A 16,988-nucleotide genomic window follows, 5' to 3' on the forward strand; every position below is an offset into this window, starting at 1 on the left:
AATATGAATGCGTCAGATAAATACAGGAAATACTTAATTAGTATCCAATTAACTGATAAAAGGTTGTTTGCAGTTTGGGGTACTGATTTGTCGGACGATGAAAGAGATAAGTTGATAATTTCCAATGCTGGAATGATTATTTGCTCGGTAGATTTTAGAGCTTTTAAAGACTATTTATTGAAAAATGTAACTTCTTTTTTTGATGTAGATAATTTGAGTAAATGGCTATTGGAGGTGGGTTCGGCTGATCTAAGTGTTTCATATGATTTTAATAATATTCGACGTTTTATAAAAAATAAGAATAAAATTAGTGATGTTGAGAAGGGTGAGTTAATTGAAATTGTTGATTTTTTAAATATTGCGTTAGATTATTCAACTCAGATAGATAGTATGTATTTGAATTCTAGGTTAAATGAGAGAAATGTATTAATGTTTAAAGATTATGTCTATAATAATTTTATGTGGAATTCGGATTCAAATCAAATAGATTCTCGGATGGATAATGAATTTGATTTGAAAAAATTCCACATTCATTTACTGGAAATATTGGATTCAATTAAAGTGAGTTTACTAGAAGTATGAATTTATTGAGATCTCAGTAAAGATGTTAAATCATAATAAATCTGGTTTCTATGCAGAGGTAAGAGGTAGGAGGTAGAGTTTCTGAATTTGGGTTCTCAAGAAATAATTTGATTGAATCTAATTTTCCACATAACAGTCCACTAAACAATAAGAAGTTGTCTAGCCTCTATGGCTTGCGATTAAAAGGCTTTTTTGATAAAAGGAGTAGTAACATTGGAACCTTACGGTTTAGTGATTCAAGTGTGTTCGAAAACTTTTATAACACAGTATTAAAAGGAAAGGGGTTTTGAAAATTAAATTATGTTCAGTTTTAATTATCCTAATTATATCAGGCTGTTCAAAGAGAATAACTTCAAATGAAGTTATTGGAAATTGGTGGTCTATTAAGGTTGATTCAAGCTACTCTGAAACTTATGTTAATGAAGTTGAATGGGTGTATAATCATGAGGATTTTGGGCCATTTTCATATAAATATACTTTCTATTCAGATTCAATTTGCATTGGGGTTAAAAAGTGGGCTCTAAATGTATCTGATACTAGTTTGGTGTTAAGTGACCATCAGGAAAAATTTATTTTATATAAATTACCTCTTAAGGAATCAATTTTTGAATCAAGGAAGGATAGTTTAGCCTATGAGAATTTTCAAGAAGAATTTAGGAAAAGGTATTTGAGTAAGCTAAAAATAGAAAAATAGATTAGTTATACTAGTAATTTATAATCATTAAATTTCTGTTGGACTAGCCTCCTATTGGATACCCCCCATAATTTCGACTTTCTCAGGACAGGCACGGATAAAAAACTAATCCAGCAACTTACTGAATACGGTCAGAACCTAAGCACAGTTGGGGTCAATGAAATCGCCATTGCCAATGTGATCACATTGGTGATCACCGAACTACAACAGAAACCAGTACCGGGACTATATGGGTTACGCATTGTATAGCCTGTCCCAATGAGCGCAGCGATATCGGGAATGAAGATTCTACTTTATAGAGGAATAGGGCTGAGCGTAAAGAAACAGCCCAGTGGACTGTTTTAGCTAAGAGCCAGGCTGTGGGTAGGAAATCCCCACTGAGTGAAGTATAACGGTGGTAGTACCTAGGTGTAATTTGTAATTACACCTTCATATCCTTTAGAATTTGTAATTCTAGTCCTTTATAAGGATCAGACTAAAGCACGAAGACACCAGGCGGCTATGCCTCGGCTTGGCTGAACGCTGGAAGAAACCGTATTCTCGGCCCTTCCAGATCTCAGGAAGTACAGCAAGGAGACAGCGTGGAGCTTGGAGTCTTTGGCAAGTATGTCGATCCCAAAAAACTCAGACTTTCTCCTGCCAGCTTTGTACGCTCAGGAATGGATAAGAAGCTTATCCAGCAGCTCACCGAATACGGTCAGAACCTAAGCACAGTTGGGGTCAATGAAATTGCTATTGCCAATGTGATCGCATTGGTGATCACTGAACTGCAACAGAAGCCTGTCCCGGAAGCCTACATGGGCTACGCGCTGTATGATTCAGATTCTACGCTCTACGAACAGGGAAAAGTCATCCTATCCAAAAAAGCGAGAAACAAACATGAAGAACTGATCAAAAAGATCGCTGTACCAAAGGACGGATACATAGAAACCTACTTGGTCAATGAGACTTCAGATGATGTGTGGTTTGATCAGTTTAGGATTCTCAGCACCGGACCACTTATCGTACAGGAAACCCATTACGATCCTTGGGGAGTGGAGCTTTCAGGTTTGGGTTACCAGTATGGAGGAATTAAAGTGAATCCATATCTTTATAACGGAAAAGAGGCAAACGGCCACTTGGGAGTGAATCTATATGACTTCGGAGCCCGACTATATGACCCTGCTATCGGTAGATGGTTTGTGTCGGATCCGATGGCGGAGAAGATGCGGAGACATTCTCCTTATAATTATGCTTTCAATAATCCGCTGAGATATATTGATCCAGATGGGATGGAGCCGTATGAGGTGATGGGAGCTGTTACTACTTCAGGTGAGAGTATGAGTCAGGAGGATGAGACTCAGAAGAGCGTAGTGAATGAGGAGGAGGTGATGATAGATACTGGGTATGGTCAAATGGTCAGCTCAAGAGATCTTCTTGGAGGAGTTGACTATGCTGGGAACTTCGAGACTGCTAAAAATAACAAAGCAGAATCTCCCTTTACTTTACATAGTAATAGCGTCTCATCTAAACCATTCACTGGATCAATGCGTGATAGATCAACTTATTTCGAGGGGGTCAGAGTTTATACTACGGAGGTAGGAGATATTGGACGGGGTGCTGCAGGAACTTTACCAGGAGTAGGTATTTTTGTTAATCCTAATGATAAATTTAATAAAGACCTTTTAAGACATGAATTTGGTCATATTTTACAAGCTAGGAAATGGGGAATGGATTTTTTTTACGGAACTATTGTTTCAGAAAGTATTAAGAGTGCAAATAGAGCTAATGAAATTAACGACCCTTCAAAATATAATCATCATGACTCTTGGACAGAATGGACTGCTAATTTTCTTTCTTGGCATTATTTTGGAAAACCATCTAATTGGAATCCTTCTTATCAACTTTATCCAAGTAACATAAGATCTGGTTCGCTACAACCTATGCTTCCATCCAAACTTTTTATTGATCTAGAAAAAAAGAAATGATGTTAAATACCTTAAATCGAAAAAACAAATGACAATTCAACTAAAAATCGCTTTAAAATTTCATTGTATGTTTTTTTTAGCTTTCTTTTTACTTTCCTGTGACTATTATGATGGGAGGCTGGAGGTAATAAATAATAGAAATTATACTATAGCAGTTGAAACATTTTTGGATAGTATTCCTATTCACTCTGAAATAAAGCCAGAACCTTACTATATTAGTAATCAAATTTTGCCAAACGAATCGATACGATTGATTGAACTGGGTAGTACAAGAGGTTGGTCTTCTCGAATTAACAGAAGTTATAATCATAAGTTAAATCTATTTGTTTTTAAAATAGATTCCTTGAGAATCTATGGAATAGATTCTTTACTCACTATGGGTCTTTATGATAAATACATTTTATCAGAAATAGAATTGGACAAAAGAAACTGGAAAGTAGTTGTTAATTGAATAAGACAATATTGAATTTCCTAGGATCGATTGTCTCCTGTCAGCTTCATTCGGACAAGAATGTACAAGGAACTGATCCAGCAACTCACCGAATATGGCCAGAACCTCAGTGCCGGAGGAATCAACGAGATAGCCATTGCCAATGTGATCGTACTGGTGATCACCGAACTGCAACAGAAACCTGTTCCTGAGGCCTATATGGGCTATGCTTTATACGACAGCGATAGCACACTTTATGAGCAGGGAAAAGTTGTCCTTTCCAAGAAGGCAAGAAACAGGCACGAGGAACTGATCAAAAAGATCGCTGTTCCAAAAGATGGTTATATAGAAACCTATCTTGTCAACGAGACCTCTGACGATGTATGGTTCGATCAGTTTAGTATACTGAGCACCGGTCCACTAATAGTTCAAGAAACCCATTATGACCCGTGGGGTGTGGAGCTTTCAGGTTTAGGGTATCAGTATGGTGGAATCAAAATAAATCCGTATTTATACTACGGCAAGGAGGCAAACGGCCACTTGGGTGTGAATCTATATGACTTCGGAGCCCGACTATATGACCCTGCTATCGGTAGATGGTTTGTGTCGGATCCTATGGCGGAGAAGATGCGGAGACATTCACCTTATAATTATGCTTTCAATAATCCGCTGAGGTATATTGATCCAGATGGGATGGAACCATACGAGGTGATGGGAACCGTCACTACTTCTGGAGAAAGTGAGAGCCAGGAGGACGAAATACAAACTGATGCTTCAAATGGCATGTTTGAGTTTGTTAAAGGAGGATATGGAGAGTTAATCGAGAGAGGTAGTGTAATTACCACAGGAGGCACTTATGATAAGGATGGTAGAGCGATTAATCCATCACAGACAGTTTCAGTAGATTTTGAAGGTGGTAGCAATATTTCAGTTACGACTAAAAGAGGACCTAGAAATGATCAGGATGGACTACAAGCTTTAGCAAATATGTTTGCAAATGCCAAAGCAGGAGATAATTTGAGTGATTTCTTAGATTTTGATTTTTTCAATGATTTTAAAAAAGTTAGTGATCTAGGTGGAGGATTCAGGAATGAGGGAAAAATAAACAATACAACTATAAATATTTTTACAGGCACAAATATTATTTTTAATAGATTTGTTTTCTATGCAGAGGGAAGAGGTAGAGGTTCTGAATTTGGGTTTTCAAGAAATAATTTGATTGAATCTAATTTTCCACATAACAGTCCACTAAACAATAAGAAGTTGTCTAGCCTCTATGGCTTGCGATTAAAAGGCTTTTTTGATAAAAGGAGTAGTAACATTGGAACCTTACGGTTTAGTGATTCAAGTGTGTTCGAAAACTTTTATAACACAGTATTAAAAGGAAAGGGGTTTTGAAAATTAAATTATGTTCAGTTTTAATTATCCTAATTATATCAGGCTGTTCAAAGAGAATAACTTCAAATGAAGTTATTGGAAATTGGTGGTCTATTAAGGTTGATTCAAGCTACTCTGAAACTTATGTTAATGAAGTTGAATGGGTGTATAATCATGAGGATTTTGGGCCATTTTCATATAAATATACTTTCTATTCAGATTCAATTTGCATTGGGGTTAAAAAGTGGGCTCTAAATGTATCTGATACTAGTTTGGTGTTAAGTGACCATCAGGAAAAATTTATTTTATATAAATTACCTCTTAAGGAATCAATTTTTGAATCAAGGAAGGATAGTTTAGCCTATGAGAATTTTCAAGAAGAATTTAGGAAAAGGTATTTGAGTAAGCTAAAAATAGAAAAATAGATTAGTTATACTAGTAATTTATAATCATTAAATTTCTGTTGGACTAGCCTCCTATTGGATACCCCCCATAATTTCGACTTTCTCAGGACAGGCACGGATAAAAAACTAATCCAGCAACTTACTGAATACGGTCAGAACCTAAGCACAGTTGGGGTCAATGAAATCGCCATTGCCAATGTGATCACATTGGTGATCACCGAACTACAACAGAAACCAGTACCGGGACTATATGGGTTACGCATTGTTATAGCCTGTCCCAATGAGCGCAGCGATATCGGGAATGAAGATTCTACTTTATAGAGGAATAGGGCTGAGCGTAAAGAAACAGCCCAGTGGACTGTTTTAGCTAAGAGCCAGGCTGTGGGTAGGAAATCCCCACTGAGTGAAGTATAACGGTGGTAGTACCTAGGTGTAATTTGTAATTACACCTTCATATCCTTTAGAATTTGTAATTCTAGTCCTTTATAAGGATCAGACTAAAGCACGAAGACACCAGGCGGCTATGCCTCGGCTTGGCTGAACGCTGGAAGAAACCGTATTTTTGGTCCTTCCAGGTCTCAGGAAGTACAGCAAGGTGACAGCGTGGAGCTTGGGGTATTTGGTAAGTACGTAGATCCAAAGAAATTCAGGTTGTCTCCAGCCAGCTTTGTACGATCAGGAATGGATAAGAAGCTAATCCAGCAACTCACCGAATATGGTCAGAACCTCAGTGCGGGAGGAGTGAATGAAATCGCTATTGCTAATGTGATCGCGCTGGTGATCACTGAACTACAACAGAAACCTGTACCGGAAGCCTACATGGGCTATGCATTGTATGATTCAGATTCCACCTTATATGAACAAGAGGGCTGAGCGTAAAGAAACAGTCCAGTGGACTGTTTTAGCGAAGAGCCAGGCTGTGGGTAGGAAATCCTCTCCAAAAAAGCAAGAAACAAACACGAGGAGCTGATCAAGAAGATTGCTGTACCTAAGGATGGGTATATAGAAACGTACTTGGTCAATGAGACTTCTGATGATGTGTGGTTTGATCAGTTTAGAATTCTGAGTACAGGGCCGCTCATCGTCCAAGAGACGCACTATGATCCCTGGGGAGTAGAGCTTTCTGGTTTGGGGTATCAATATGGAGGAATCAAAATAAATCCGTATTTATACAACGGCAAGGAGGCAAACGGCCACTTGGGAGTAAACATCTACGACTTCGGAGCTCGACTGTATGACCCTGCTATCGGAAGGTGGTTTGTGTCCGATCCGATGGCTGAGAAGATGCGTAGGCACTCACCTTACAATTTTGCGTTTAATAACCCACTGAGATATATTGATCCAGATGGGATGGAGCCCTATGAGGTGATGGGAAGCGTCACTACTTCTGGAGAAAGTGAGAGCCAGGAAGATGAGACAGAGAAGAGCGTGGTGAATGAGGAGGAGACAGCGCCGGACAATGATTTTCTTTGGTCAGATGGATATAGTTATCAAAGTGCTAGGAATTCAATAATAGGTAGGGATTCTTTCAATGGTAGTTATCAGAAATATGTTGTTGGCGCTGACCTGAAAGATAATTCTGATAATTTATTTGAAAATCTTTTAGCCATTTATGATTATTTAATGTTAAACAATGGATTAACTAGAACAAAGGGAATTAAAAACGATCGAAATATTTATTTTCATATAACAGATTTTATTAAAAACATACCAATTCATCAAAAAGGAGATAGTTATACGCAAACGATCACTAGCGAATCAAAATTTACAAGTCAAGGCATCAAATACAGATATTCTATAAGTCCTGCTCAAGTTGCTAATCCCGGACAATATTATAATATGGGATATATATCTAAAATATTATCTAATAGTAATGGGAGTTTAGGTCAAATTTCTTTAATGAACGGAAATAATACACTATTTACATTATCAATTTATGGAAGACAGAACTTTGTTGAAAGATTTAATAAAATATATAAAGGAAATAAGATTATTCAATAATTTGTTTTTGCTGTTTCTTATTATTAATTCATGCATTACTCCTAAGGATGAAGTTTTTGAAGGGCAGGAAGTCTTAAAAGAGTTTCAGGTGATTTTCCCTTATTTAAGTATAATTGATTCAACTTGGGATATAGTTTATCTTTTTAATGATGAAGATTTAGTTCAGTTTGAAGCATCGAAAAATGACAGTACTTTGAAATTTAACTATGTTAAGTTGACAAAAATACCAGAAGAAAATTGGGGTTTCCCTTCATCTAGTTTTTCTTATTGTTATGATATTAGTAATATTACTTATTCTTGGGAGGATAAGGAAAAGGATACTTATATTCATTACACCGCAAAGCTAGATACTATATATCATTTTTATTGGAATACTGGATATAGTTGGACGGGTGATCCATTTTTTATTAAAGGGAAATATACCTATTTGTATGAATACAACAGACTTACTCCTGATCAAATGAGGTATTATGAACAAAATAAGGATTCTTTAACGAGAGTTTTAGGGGATGATTTACCCGATTTACCTTCCATCGAAGCAGTGAAAAGTTCATTGTGAATAGGTGAAATGTTCCTATGGCGGATATCATGACTAGGTACTGACCCTCTACTTGCGCTCCTCTTGAAGGGATGGGGTATGCTATGATGTTATAAATGACCTGATCTAAGGAAATACAGCATGGAGACGATGTGGAACTGGCGATTCCCGTACATCAGTCGGGAGGAAAATACGTAGATCCTAAGAAAATCAGACTTTCTCCAGCCAGCTTTGTACGCACAGGTATGGATAAGAAGCTAATCCAGCAACTCACCGAATATGGTCAGAATCTCAGTGCAGGGGGAGTGAATGAAATCGCCATTGCCAATGTGATCGCGCTGGTGATTAACGAACTACAACAGAAACCGGTGCCTGAGGCTTATATGGGCTACGCACTCTACGATGCCGATTCAAACCTTTACGATCAAGGAAAAGTCATCCTATCCAAAAAAGCAAGAAACAAACACGAGGAGCTGATTAAAAAGATTGCTGTACCTAAGGATGGTTACATAGAAACGTATTTGGTCAATGAGACTTCTGATGATGTGTGGTTTGACCAATTTAGGATTCTCAGCACTGGACCACTGATCGTGCAGTAAACTCATGGAGCCTGTCCCGATGAATGAAGCGAAGCGATATCGGGAAGCCTTGGGGAGTGGAGCTTTCAGGGCTTGGTTACCAGTATGGAGAGGGCGGAGCGTTAAGAAAATGTCCTGTGGACATTTTTAGTGAGGAGCCAGCTTGCAGGGCGGGAGGCAAACGGCCATCTTGGAGTGAATCTGTATGACTTCGGAGCCAGAATGTACGATCCAGCTATCGGGAGATGGTTTGTGCTGGATCCGATGGTACGTGAGTTTCCTTAGAACAGTACTTATGGACAACTGAAATAAAAACATCAGAAGGTTAATGTTTTATTACTTTTTCCTTAGTGTTAGCCACAATTGCACCACTAGTTTTCTAATTCCCCTTCCTTAAAAACATTTCCGATATGTTCGGAGATAGCACTTCTTCCTTTTCAAAAAAGTGCCGCAATTTGTTCTTGGGAAAGCTAAACTATTTCTTGATCAGACATCACTTCAATTTGAGTTTAGCCATCATCGCCTTTAAATATTTCGAATTGATTACTATGTAAGGTTATGATTATAAAACCTCTTTGTCTTTCATGGGGTATTTTTTACTAGAACTTTTTCCATTTTCGACGATCTTTCTTTAAATCCCATATCCATTGGTCAAGGATATACTTCCAGTTTTTGATTGGAACACCGGTTTTGGTTTGCCAGCCATTTTTTTGGAAGTGAGTAAAAAACAGGAATGCCTCTTTTTCCTCCAGCTCCTGTTGATCAAAGATGATTTTTACATGAGCTAATAGTGGAGGAACTTCATTACTGAATCCCAAATTTGATTTATGATTTAACTCTGATTTCTTATATTCCATTTTCAGGAAACTTATTTGACTTCTTATTCTCTTCAAACACTCTGGTTATATCGGCATGATCGTAGTAGATGATTCCTCCGATCTTTGTGTATGGTATGGTTCCGCTGACGCGCATGTGTTGCAGCGTGCCGGGAGAAATGGCCAATAACTTTCTAACCTCATGGGATTTCAACCATTTCTTGGCCGGCTGCCCATTGAGGCTAGAAAGCATCTTTTTTATCTCTGATTTCAGTTCAGTTCCAAATTTCTCCAAGTCATTTAATGTGATGATTTCTGTTGGCATTTGAATTTGATTTTGGTTTACATTTCCAAAAGTCAGTCTAATGTTAGAAAGAAATTCACATCACAATCAGAAGTTGGTACTAAGGTTATTTTGCTTTACTAAGCTTCCTTCGAAGCTTTTTCATGTCATCACTTACTTTTTTCTCTACCACCTTAGCATATATCTGCGTGGTTTTAATGCTTGCATGTCCGAGCATTTTACTCACTGTTTCAATTGGGACACCATTTAAAAGCGTAACGGTGGTGGCAAAGGTGTGCCTAGCCAAATGGAAAGTCAGGTTTTTGTCAACATTACAAATGATTGCAATTTCCTTCAAATAGGCGTTTAGCTTTTGATTGGAAATCAATGGAAAAATTTTCCCTTTGGAGTAAGGCCTGTCTTTGTCCTGATAGAATCTGATGATATCCAGAGCCTCAGGCAAAAGTGGAACTTTTGACTTTTGTTGCGTTTTTTGTCTGCTTATCGTGATCCAATACTCTCCATCCAACCCCACTACAATATCATGGAGCATTAGGTTCATGGTGTCAATGTAACTAATACCGGTGTAGCAGCTGAAAATAAATAGATCCCTGATGTACTGTAATCGCTGGATATCGATTTGCTTTTCTTCTATTCTCTTCAACTCAGCCGGAGTCAGACAGGTTCTTTCAACTTTTTGGTAACGAAAACTGAACTTGGCAAATGGATCCTTGACCATCCATTCCATCCTTAGGGCTAAATTGATCACTTTCCTAAACCTTTCCAGATGCTTCATGATGCCATTATTTGCCAAGGGCTTGTGATGATCCTGAGGCTCATAGTTCACAAGGTATAATTCAAACTCATTTAAAAAACGGTAATTGATGTCCTGTAGGAAATAATCTTCTATGCCATACTGCGACTTGGCAAAGGCCATTACATATTTTTGGGTAGTGAAGTAATTTTTGAGAGTGCCCCAAGCCAGCACATTTCTGTACTTCTCATTGTGATATTCAAAGAGCATAGAAACGGTATGTTCTTTTGTATTGGTGCCTAAAAGCTCGTGTTTGATTGAATCAGCAGTAATAGTGGTTTTTTGAAGCTGAAACTCCTGATAAATCTGGATAATCCTAGCTTCTAATTCTTTCAAATAGTGATTTAAGGATTTGGAAGATTCTTTGGATCCTTTAGCCGATCCTAGCACATGATTCCAATCGTTGACATTTATTTTTCTCTTTAAAGAGATGTCTACTCGGGTTCCATCAACAGTGATCCTCACGTAAAGAGGGATTTCTAAATCGTCTGTGGAGTTGTTTTTGAGGAAAAACCTGATTCCAAATGTGTTAGTTGTTTTCATGATAAATGAACTGTTTTAAAGGTTTTTACATCACTTTAAAAAAGGTCACCGAATAAGACACAGCAAAATCGCGTCAAAATGCATCAAATAAGGTTTAATTACTTTAATACAAAAATTTGATTGACAGAGAGATAAGTCACTTTCTGTGCGTGAAATTTAAGCATTAAAATAGGTCACCGAATAACGCACATTTTCTTTGCTATTTGTTGATATGAACTAAAGGCTAAAAAACAGAAAAGCCTGTAAATCAGTAGATTTACAGGCTTTTGGTTTCCCTTGGAAAGGGTTCTGTCGGGGTGGCAGGATTCGAACCTACGACCTCCTCGTCCCAAACGAGGCGCGATACCGGGCTACGCTACACCCCGAGGTGTAACTGGTTTTTTCAATTTTTGATCCCTGACTTGCTCATGAATCGGTTGCAAATGTAACAAAATTTATTTCCGACAAACACTTTTTTTGAAATGATATTGAAAAAAATATCGGATTAAATTGATGGTATTTGAAGTGTAAGTGAAAGTGTATTGATTATGAGAGGGATATATTTTTTTTGATGTAAATAAAATCTTTCAGGAATTTCAGCTTATCCTTTTTTACCTGCCTGAAAGAATCTTTCCTTAAAACTCCTTCTCACCGAATTCACTCTTGATAAACTTGGAGTTGTTTTTCAATTTATTGAAGGTGTAGCTGATATTGAACTGGATTATATCTACCTCATATACATAGTTTGTGGTAGTATAGAACACTCCGTCTCTCCAGGTGGTGATTCGTTGCTCATTCGTAGGAAGTAGTCCCATATCGATATTTAACCACTGAAGTGTGGTGCTCAATCTTCCCTCAAGGAAGGTCTTTTTGATGTTGAGATTGGGTGAAAGAAAGCTTGAATCTTCGCCCTGTGCGGTGTTGGTAGGAGAAATATAGTTCACTGCCAGCTGAGCTTCCCAGTTTTTACCAAAGCTAAAGCTGGTGTTTGCATTGATGGAGTATATCCAGCTTTCGGTATTGATAGGTTTGTTGTCAAACTCACCTGCAATGGAATAATTATACACATTTGCGCCAGCGAAAACTTGCCACCAATCGGTTGGGTTTAGCTCCAATCCTGTTTCCAAACCTATAGACTTTCCTGTGCCTACATTGGAATAAATTCGGTTTAAAATGGTGTCGTTAAAGACTGTGTTCACACGATTGACTAAGTTCTGTACATTTCTAAAGTAGGTAGTGGCGGTGAACGAATTGTTGTTGAAATTTTTCACCAAACCTACTTCCACCAGGTCTACAAATTCTGGTAGCAGGGTAGGATCACCTTGTTCCAGTGTTTCGGAGTGCTCTCTTTCTGGGAAGGGATTCATCTTAAAAGTAGTCGTTCTTTCTACTCTTTTGGAGTAAGATGTTTTGATTTGAAGGTCATCGTTTACCGAATAGTGTAAACTTGCCGAAGGGTACCACTTCACAAAATCATATAGGTAAGTAGTATCAACTGTCCCGGCTTTGTCGGTAAGATAGAGCGTTCTATCCATGATCTCCACCCTTGCGCCAGCCGAATAGCTCCATTGTCCCTTCTTACCGCTTAATTGTCCATATCCTGAGTGCAGTGATCTACTTAAGTCCACGGCACTTGAAAACTCTGGAATCAGCTCAAATTCTCCTGTTTCATTGTTTTTTCGCTCATAGACAAAATCTCCGGTATGGTTGAGATACCTGTACTGATAGCCAAATTCCAAGATGCCAAATGGTTTTGGAGCAGCCTTGTAGTCCACTTGTGCTCTAGTGCCATGAAGCGGATTGTCGTTGGTGTTATACTCGTCCTGGTAGATGAGACTTGTGTTTGGGTAGCCCAAGTTCCGGTTGGTTGTAGGCCCTCCAAGCATGGTGTATTCATAAAGAAACGAGCCTGAGAGTTGGGATTTATTTTGGAAAATATGCTTGTAATCCAAGCTTCCCAACACGAAGTCACCACGTCTAATTCTAAGGTTCTCGTTGTAATACTGCATGGTATAAAGACGCTCTCCATTGACCTCTGCATGGTTGTCATTATAAAGGATGTCAGCAGTTCTGTCGGCAGTCTTTTTGCCAGCATAGAATCCCAAACTGAAGTCATTGGACTCATTTGGCGCAAAACCAACCGTAACTCTACCAGAGTAGGTTTTAGCATCTGTACTTCTTTCTCCGTCTGAAGGGAAATAGGTGGCGGTATCTCCGCGTGTGATATAGACATTTCCTTCTCTTCTACCGTTGATATCACTTCTTTGGAAGCTTCCGCCTAGGGAAAGATCCCATTTATCCTTTTTGTGATTTATAGTGAAGTCAGCTCCATAGCGCTGAGGGTTGTCCTTATTGTCATAAGGCTCTATACTCGGCATGCCGATCTTGGTATTCACTTGCACAAATGTGCCATCAGTCACCCCTTTCTTCATGATGATATTGATGATTCCAGCCTTTCCTTCTGGGTCGTATTTAGCAGATGGAGATGTGACCAACTCTATTTTTTCTACTGCATTTGCTGGAAGTTGTGAAAGCAAAGCCTCAGGGCTGGATTGGGTTGGTTTGCCATTTACCATCACCACAAAACCTGTCGTTCCCCTAACTGATATTTCACCTTGAGCATTGATGCTGACAGAAGGTAGGTTTCTCAACACATCGGTTGCTGTACCGCCTTGGCTTGTCAGGAAATTCTCAGAATTGTAAACCTGTCGATCTACTTGATTCATGGTGGTAAATTTCCTTCCGGATACTTCTACCTCAGCTAGTAATTGCTGATCTGGACTTAGAAAAATAGTACCTAGATCCTGTACTTGATTCTTCGATACCGTGATGTCTGAAATGACTTTGTTGTCATATCCTAAAAATTGTGCTAGTAGATAATATTCTCCTGATTTTAAGTCATCTAAAACAAATGCACCATCTTGATCGGTCACTACCCCAGCTACTAGTGAACTGTCTTTGACTTGGTAAATGGCCACACTGGCATATTCCAAAGGATTGTTTTCGGATTGGTCAATTAATTTACCCTTTACACCAGTTTGAGAAAAAGCTGTTCCAGCTAAAAAAGCAAGAAAAAGCAGAGAAAATAATCGATTCATTTGAGGTTTGTTAATTCCTCACAAAGAACTAGTGCTTTTGTACTATTTTACGGTATAAAAATACCGATAATGGTATAATCAGACTTTTATTTTGGATCTATACTCTAGAGGAGTCAGGTTAGTCTGTTGCTTGAAGAACTTGACGAAATTTGATGAGTCTGAAAAATTCAACGAATAAGCAATTTCTGTTACCTGATTACTGGTGTGTGTAAGTGAGTTTTTAGCCTCTATTAAAATTCGTTCTTTGATGACTTCCCGTGCATTAGTATGAAGGGTAGTTTTGCAAATGGTGTTGAGCTTTCTCACTGAGATTTTCATCCTATCTGCATATTCTTGAACATTCTTCAAATGCGCATAATGCTCGTTTATTAGTCGTTTGAAAAGTGCCAGTTGGTCAATGACTGTAGAATCTAATTTTGGGGCGGAAAAGGGGAGGTTTAGAGTGCTGAGGATAAGTAGATTGAGATGAGCTGCAAGCACATCTAGAGAACTTCCTCTTTTATATTCTCTTTGAAAAGCCTCTAAAAGTGTAAATATCTGCTCTTCTGAGTCGACTATTTCAAAAGTCTTAGTCAATTGAAAGAGGCTATTGATAGCATTGGGGTATTGGGCCAGGACTTCTTCTTTGAAAAGAATAACATATCCATCAGGGATCTTACTGAAATCCCAGCAATGCACCTCGCTAAGTCCGAGGTAATAGCCCGTATTAGGGGTCACATCAAATTTTTCATCACCTATTGTATGAAATCCAGCTCCTTTTGAAAGAAAAATCAATTCATGATAGCCCGCGTGTCTATGAGGAACGGTTGGTTTGATGACTGGTTTCATCCGAGAGACTTTTAAAAGAATCTCACTTTCAAGCTTTGACTTTACTCCAATTGACATGTCGATTTGGTAAACAGGGGTTGTTTGTGTGCAAAAATTGTAAAAAAGCCATAGATATAGATTGCCTTTTATTTAAAAGGCAGTGGAAAAGCGAGTATGGAAGAAAATAAATATTTTTTATAAGGTTTAAAGTCCATTTATAAAAAAATAGAAGAAGCTGATCTTCGTGTTTTCAAATGGCTATTAGATAGTTGTAAGGTGTTATATGCCTCAATTTATGCTGAAAATGGCGTTTATTAGGAAATAAGCTTGGTTAAAAATAGTTTTCATCTCTTTTTGGATTGAGTCTGAATAGGGAAATTAGAAGGTTTGGAAAGAAATAATTTTGTTATTTTATGGGTAGAGGGATTGAGTTGTGTGAATACTACAAATCGATCTTTCTTTTTGAAATTGAATCAGATCAATAAAGTAAATTCTATCTCATGAGTTTTCAAATCAAAAATTCCGGTGAAGCCTACGATGGTATAATTGTTGGTTCTGGGGCTGGGGGAGGTATGGCCTCCAAAATTCTATCCGAGGCAGGTCTTTCCGTAGCTGTTTTAGAAGCAGGAGACGATGTTGATAAGGCTATTGGAGGCGGGGATATTGATGGTGAACCTTATACCCGAAAGAAGGATACAGAGTTCGATTGGTTCTTTTCAAGAAGAAAGTTTCTAGCGACTACTGCAGCATTAATTGCTTCTCCCTTATTGTTGAATATTCCTGCCTTCGCAGGTAATTCAGATAAAAAGCTCAGACATGTTTGTGTCGGCGTGGGAGGAATGGGCGGACATGATCTGCAGCGTTTTATTGCTCATCCAGATGTCGAAATTATTGCTATTTGCGATGTGGATGAAGAAAGGTTGCAAAAAGCAGCCGAATTGGTTCCTAATGCCCGCAAATACAGTGATTGGAGGATTTTGCTAAAAGAAGAATCCGATAATTTTGACTCGATAAATGTCAGTATTCCTGATCACAACCATTTCGCTGTGTCTATCAGTGCAATCAAAATGGGAAAGCATGTCTATTGCCAAAAGCCCATGTGCCATGACGTGTCCGAAATTAGGAAATTGACCAATGCAGCAATAAAAGCTGGAATCGTAAGCCAATTGGGAACTCAACATGCTTCTGGAAAAGGTGATCGTACAGCTGTCCAATGGATAAAAGAAGGTCATATCGGAAAAATTAAAAGAGTTTACCTCTGTTCAAACAGACCTGGTGCAACGGAAGCCTATAGGTTTCCAGGACCTCGTCCAGTAGACGGGCAAGATCCGCCTTCAGAATTAAATTGGGATCTTTGGACAGGCACAGCACCACTTCGGCCTTATAATCCGGCTATTTATCATCCTACGAAATGGAGAGCTTGGCAAGACTTTGGTACAGGATGGTCTGGAGATATCGGGTGCCATATTTTTGATGCAGTCTGGAAAGGGTTAGGGCTCCAATCACCGATTTCTGTTCAAGCCAGAGTTCAAGAATCTTGGGAAAATTCTCCCGAAAGAAGAGCCGATACCTGGCCACAGAGTAATCATTTGACCTGGGTATTTCCTGGAAATGAAATGACCGAGTCGGAACAACTAACTGTTGAATGGTTTGATGGAGAATTCTACCCTCCTGAGGAAGTCAGGGCTTTATTTTCAGTGGAAAATTACCCTGCTGAATCGGCTATGCTGGTCGGGACCGAAGGAGCTTTATTGATTCCACATACAAAATTGCCTGTCCTCTTGCCAGAAAGTAAATTCCAGCAAGTGCAATATCCGGAATTGGAGGAACGAGATCATTACCATCACTTTGTGGATGCATGTCTAGGCAAAACAAAAACCGAAAGTCACTTTGCACAATCTGGACCCATGACGGAGGCTATTATTCTGGGTACTGTTGCCATCAGAGAGCCTCAAAAAGTCCTTAACTGGGACGCAAAAAAGATGAAAATTTCGAATCACCCAGAAGCAGAGAAATACTTGAGCCGCAAATACAGAAAAGAATGGGAAGTTTAAGGAATATAAAAACAGTAAGCTTTT

19 protein-coding genes and 1 tRNA gene are annotated in these 16,988 nt (G+C 38.5%); 14 read left to right on the forward strand and 6 right to left on the reverse strand.

All coding sequences use genetic code 11. The annotated features are described in order from the left end of the window. Window positions 1-3: 3 nt before the first annotated feature. From ESV85_RS18720 to ESV85_RS22365, 13 genes are all read left to right on the forward strand, one after another. The gene (locus tag ESV85_RS18720) at window positions 4-582 is read left to right on the forward strand and encodes a hypothetical protein (RefSeq protein ID WP_146920325.1); all 579 of its coding nucleotides are present in this window, start codon (window positions 4-6) and stop codon (window positions 580-582) included. Between the two features lie 286 nt (window positions 583-868). Then, window positions 869-1,276 carry a hypothetical protein gene (locus ESV85_RS18725; protein ID WP_146920327.1) on the forward strand — a complete coding sequence of 136 codons (408 nt, stop codon included), beginning with the start codon at window positions 869-871 and terminating at the stop codon, window positions 1,274-1,276. A gap of 54 nt (window positions 1,277-1,330) precedes the next feature. Continuing rightward, window positions 1,331-1,525, forward strand: a complete 195-nt coding sequence (locus ESV85_RS18730) for a hypothetical protein (RefSeq protein WP_146920328.1) — start codon at window positions 1,331-1,333, stop codon at window positions 1,523-1,525. 332 nt (window positions 1,526-1,857) lie between these two features. Next, window positions 1,858-3,243 (forward strand): RHS repeat domain-containing protein, encoded by a 1,386-nt coding sequence (locus ESV85_RS18735; RefSeq protein WP_223276042.1) that lies wholly within the window; start codon window positions 1,858-1,860, stop codon window positions 3,241-3,243. Between the two features lie 28 nt (window positions 3,244-3,271). Beyond that, window positions 3,272-3,694 carry a hypothetical protein gene (locus tag ESV85_RS18740; RefSeq protein WP_146920330.1) on the forward strand — a complete coding sequence of 141 codons (423 nt, stop codon included), beginning with the start codon at window positions 3,272-3,274 and terminating at the stop codon, window positions 3,692-3,694. Window positions 3,695-3,754: 60 nt separating this feature from the next. Beyond that, window positions 3,755-5,071 (forward strand): RHS repeat domain-containing protein, encoded by a 1,317-nt coding sequence (locus tag ESV85_RS18745; RefSeq protein ID WP_146920332.1) that lies wholly within the window; start codon window positions 3,755-3,757, stop codon window positions 5,069-5,071. Beyond that, window positions 5,068-5,475 (forward strand): hypothetical protein, encoded by a 408-nt coding sequence (locus ESV85_RS18750; RefSeq protein WP_146920327.1) that lies wholly within the window; start codon window positions 5,068-5,070, stop codon window positions 5,473-5,475. Before ESV85_RS18745 ends, ESV85_RS18750 begins: the two co-directional genes overlap by 4 nt. Window positions 5,476-5,529: 54 nt before the next feature. Continuing rightward, window positions 5,530-5,775 carry a hypothetical protein gene (locus ESV85_RS18755; RefSeq protein ID WP_146920334.1) on the forward strand — a complete coding sequence of 82 codons (246 nt, stop codon included), beginning with the start codon at window positions 5,530-5,532 and terminating at the stop codon, window positions 5,773-5,775. A 282-nt stretch (window positions 5,776-6,057) separates the two neighbouring features. Next, the gene (locus tag ESV85_RS18760; RefSeq protein WP_146920336.1) at window positions 6,058-6,327 is read left to right on the forward strand and encodes a hypothetical protein; all 270 of its coding nucleotides are present in this window, start codon (window positions 6,058-6,060) and stop codon (window positions 6,325-6,327) included. Window positions 6,328-6,492: 165 nt separating this feature from the next. Further along, complete coding sequence (locus ESV85_RS18765) at window positions 6,493-7,455, forward strand: RHS repeat domain-containing protein (protein WP_223276043.1); 963 nt, start codon at window positions 6,493-6,495, stop codon at window positions 7,453-7,455. Further along, a complete protein-coding gene (locus ESV85_RS18770; RefSeq protein WP_146920339.1) occupies window positions 7,391-8,014 on the forward strand; it encodes a hypothetical protein in 624 nt (207 codons plus the stop codon). The genes ESV85_RS18765 and ESV85_RS18770 overlap by 65 nt, the downstream gene beginning before the upstream one ends. A gap of 131 nt (window positions 8,015-8,145) precedes the next feature. Next, complete coding sequence (locus ESV85_RS18775) at window positions 8,146-8,592, forward strand: hypothetical protein (RefSeq protein ID WP_146920341.1); 447 nt, start codon at window positions 8,146-8,148, stop codon at window positions 8,590-8,592. A gap of 23 nt (window positions 8,593-8,615) precedes the next feature. Continuing rightward, the gene (locus tag ESV85_RS22365; protein ID WP_191322058.1) at window positions 8,616-8,780 is read left to right on the forward strand and encodes a hypothetical protein; all 165 of its coding nucleotides are present in this window, start codon (window positions 8,616-8,618) and stop codon (window positions 8,778-8,780) included. Window positions 8,781-9,170: 390 nt separating this feature from the next. On the opposite strand, the gene ESV85_RS18780 is transcribed toward ESV85_RS22365, so the two are convergent. The 6 genes from ESV85_RS18780 to ESV85_RS18805 all read right to left on the reverse strand — a co-directional run bounded on the left by ESV85_RS18780 (window position 9,171) and on the right by ESV85_RS18805 (window position 14,988). Continuing rightward, the gene (locus ESV85_RS18780; protein WP_146920343.1) at window positions 9,171-9,428 is read right to left on the reverse strand and encodes a hypothetical protein; all 258 of its coding nucleotides are present in this window, start codon (window positions 9,426-9,428) and stop codon (window positions 9,171-9,173) included. Then, the gene (locus tag ESV85_RS18785; RefSeq protein WP_146920345.1) at window positions 9,418-9,711 is read right to left on the reverse strand and encodes a helix-turn-helix domain-containing protein; all 294 of its coding nucleotides are present in this window, start codon (window positions 9,709-9,711) and stop codon (window positions 9,418-9,420) included. Before ESV85_RS18785 ends, ESV85_RS18780 begins: the two co-directional genes overlap by 11 nt. An 85-nt stretch (window positions 9,712-9,796) precedes the next feature. Beyond that, window positions 9,797-11,026, reverse strand: coding sequence for a site-specific integrase (locus ESV85_RS18790; RefSeq protein WP_146920347.1), 1,230 nt, complete (start codon window positions 11,024-11,026; stop codon window positions 9,797-9,799). A gap of 291 nt (window positions 11,027-11,317) precedes the next feature. After that, window positions 11,318-11,391: transfer RNA gene (locus ESV85_RS18795), tRNA-Pro, on the reverse strand. A gap of 249 nt (window positions 11,392-11,640) precedes the next feature. After that, window positions 11,641-14,103 carry a TonB-dependent receptor domain-containing protein gene (locus tag ESV85_RS18800; protein WP_146920349.1) on the reverse strand — a complete coding sequence of 821 codons (2,463 nt, stop codon included), beginning with the start codon at window positions 14,101-14,103 and terminating at the stop codon, window positions 11,641-11,643. A gap of 78 nt (window positions 14,104-14,181) precedes the next feature. Next, entirely contained in the window at window positions 14,182-14,988 is an 807-nt protein-coding gene (locus ESV85_RS18805) for a helix-turn-helix domain-containing protein (protein WP_146920351.1), read from the reverse strand. A gap of 422 nt (window positions 14,989-15,410) precedes the next feature. Here ESV85_RS18805 and ESV85_RS18810 point away from each other — a divergent pair, with 422 nt between their 5' ends. Next, entirely contained in the window at window positions 15,411-16,964 is a 1,554-nt protein-coding gene (locus ESV85_RS18810) for a Gfo/Idh/MocA family protein (RefSeq protein ID WP_223276044.1), read from the forward strand. Window positions 16,965-16,988: the final 24 nt, after the last annotated feature.

The sequence above is a fragment of the Algoriphagus aquimarinus genome (assembly GCF_007997215.1).
Lineage (GTDB): Bacteria > Bacteroidota > Bacteroidia > Cytophagales > Cyclobacteriaceae > Algoriphagus > Algoriphagus aquimarinus_A.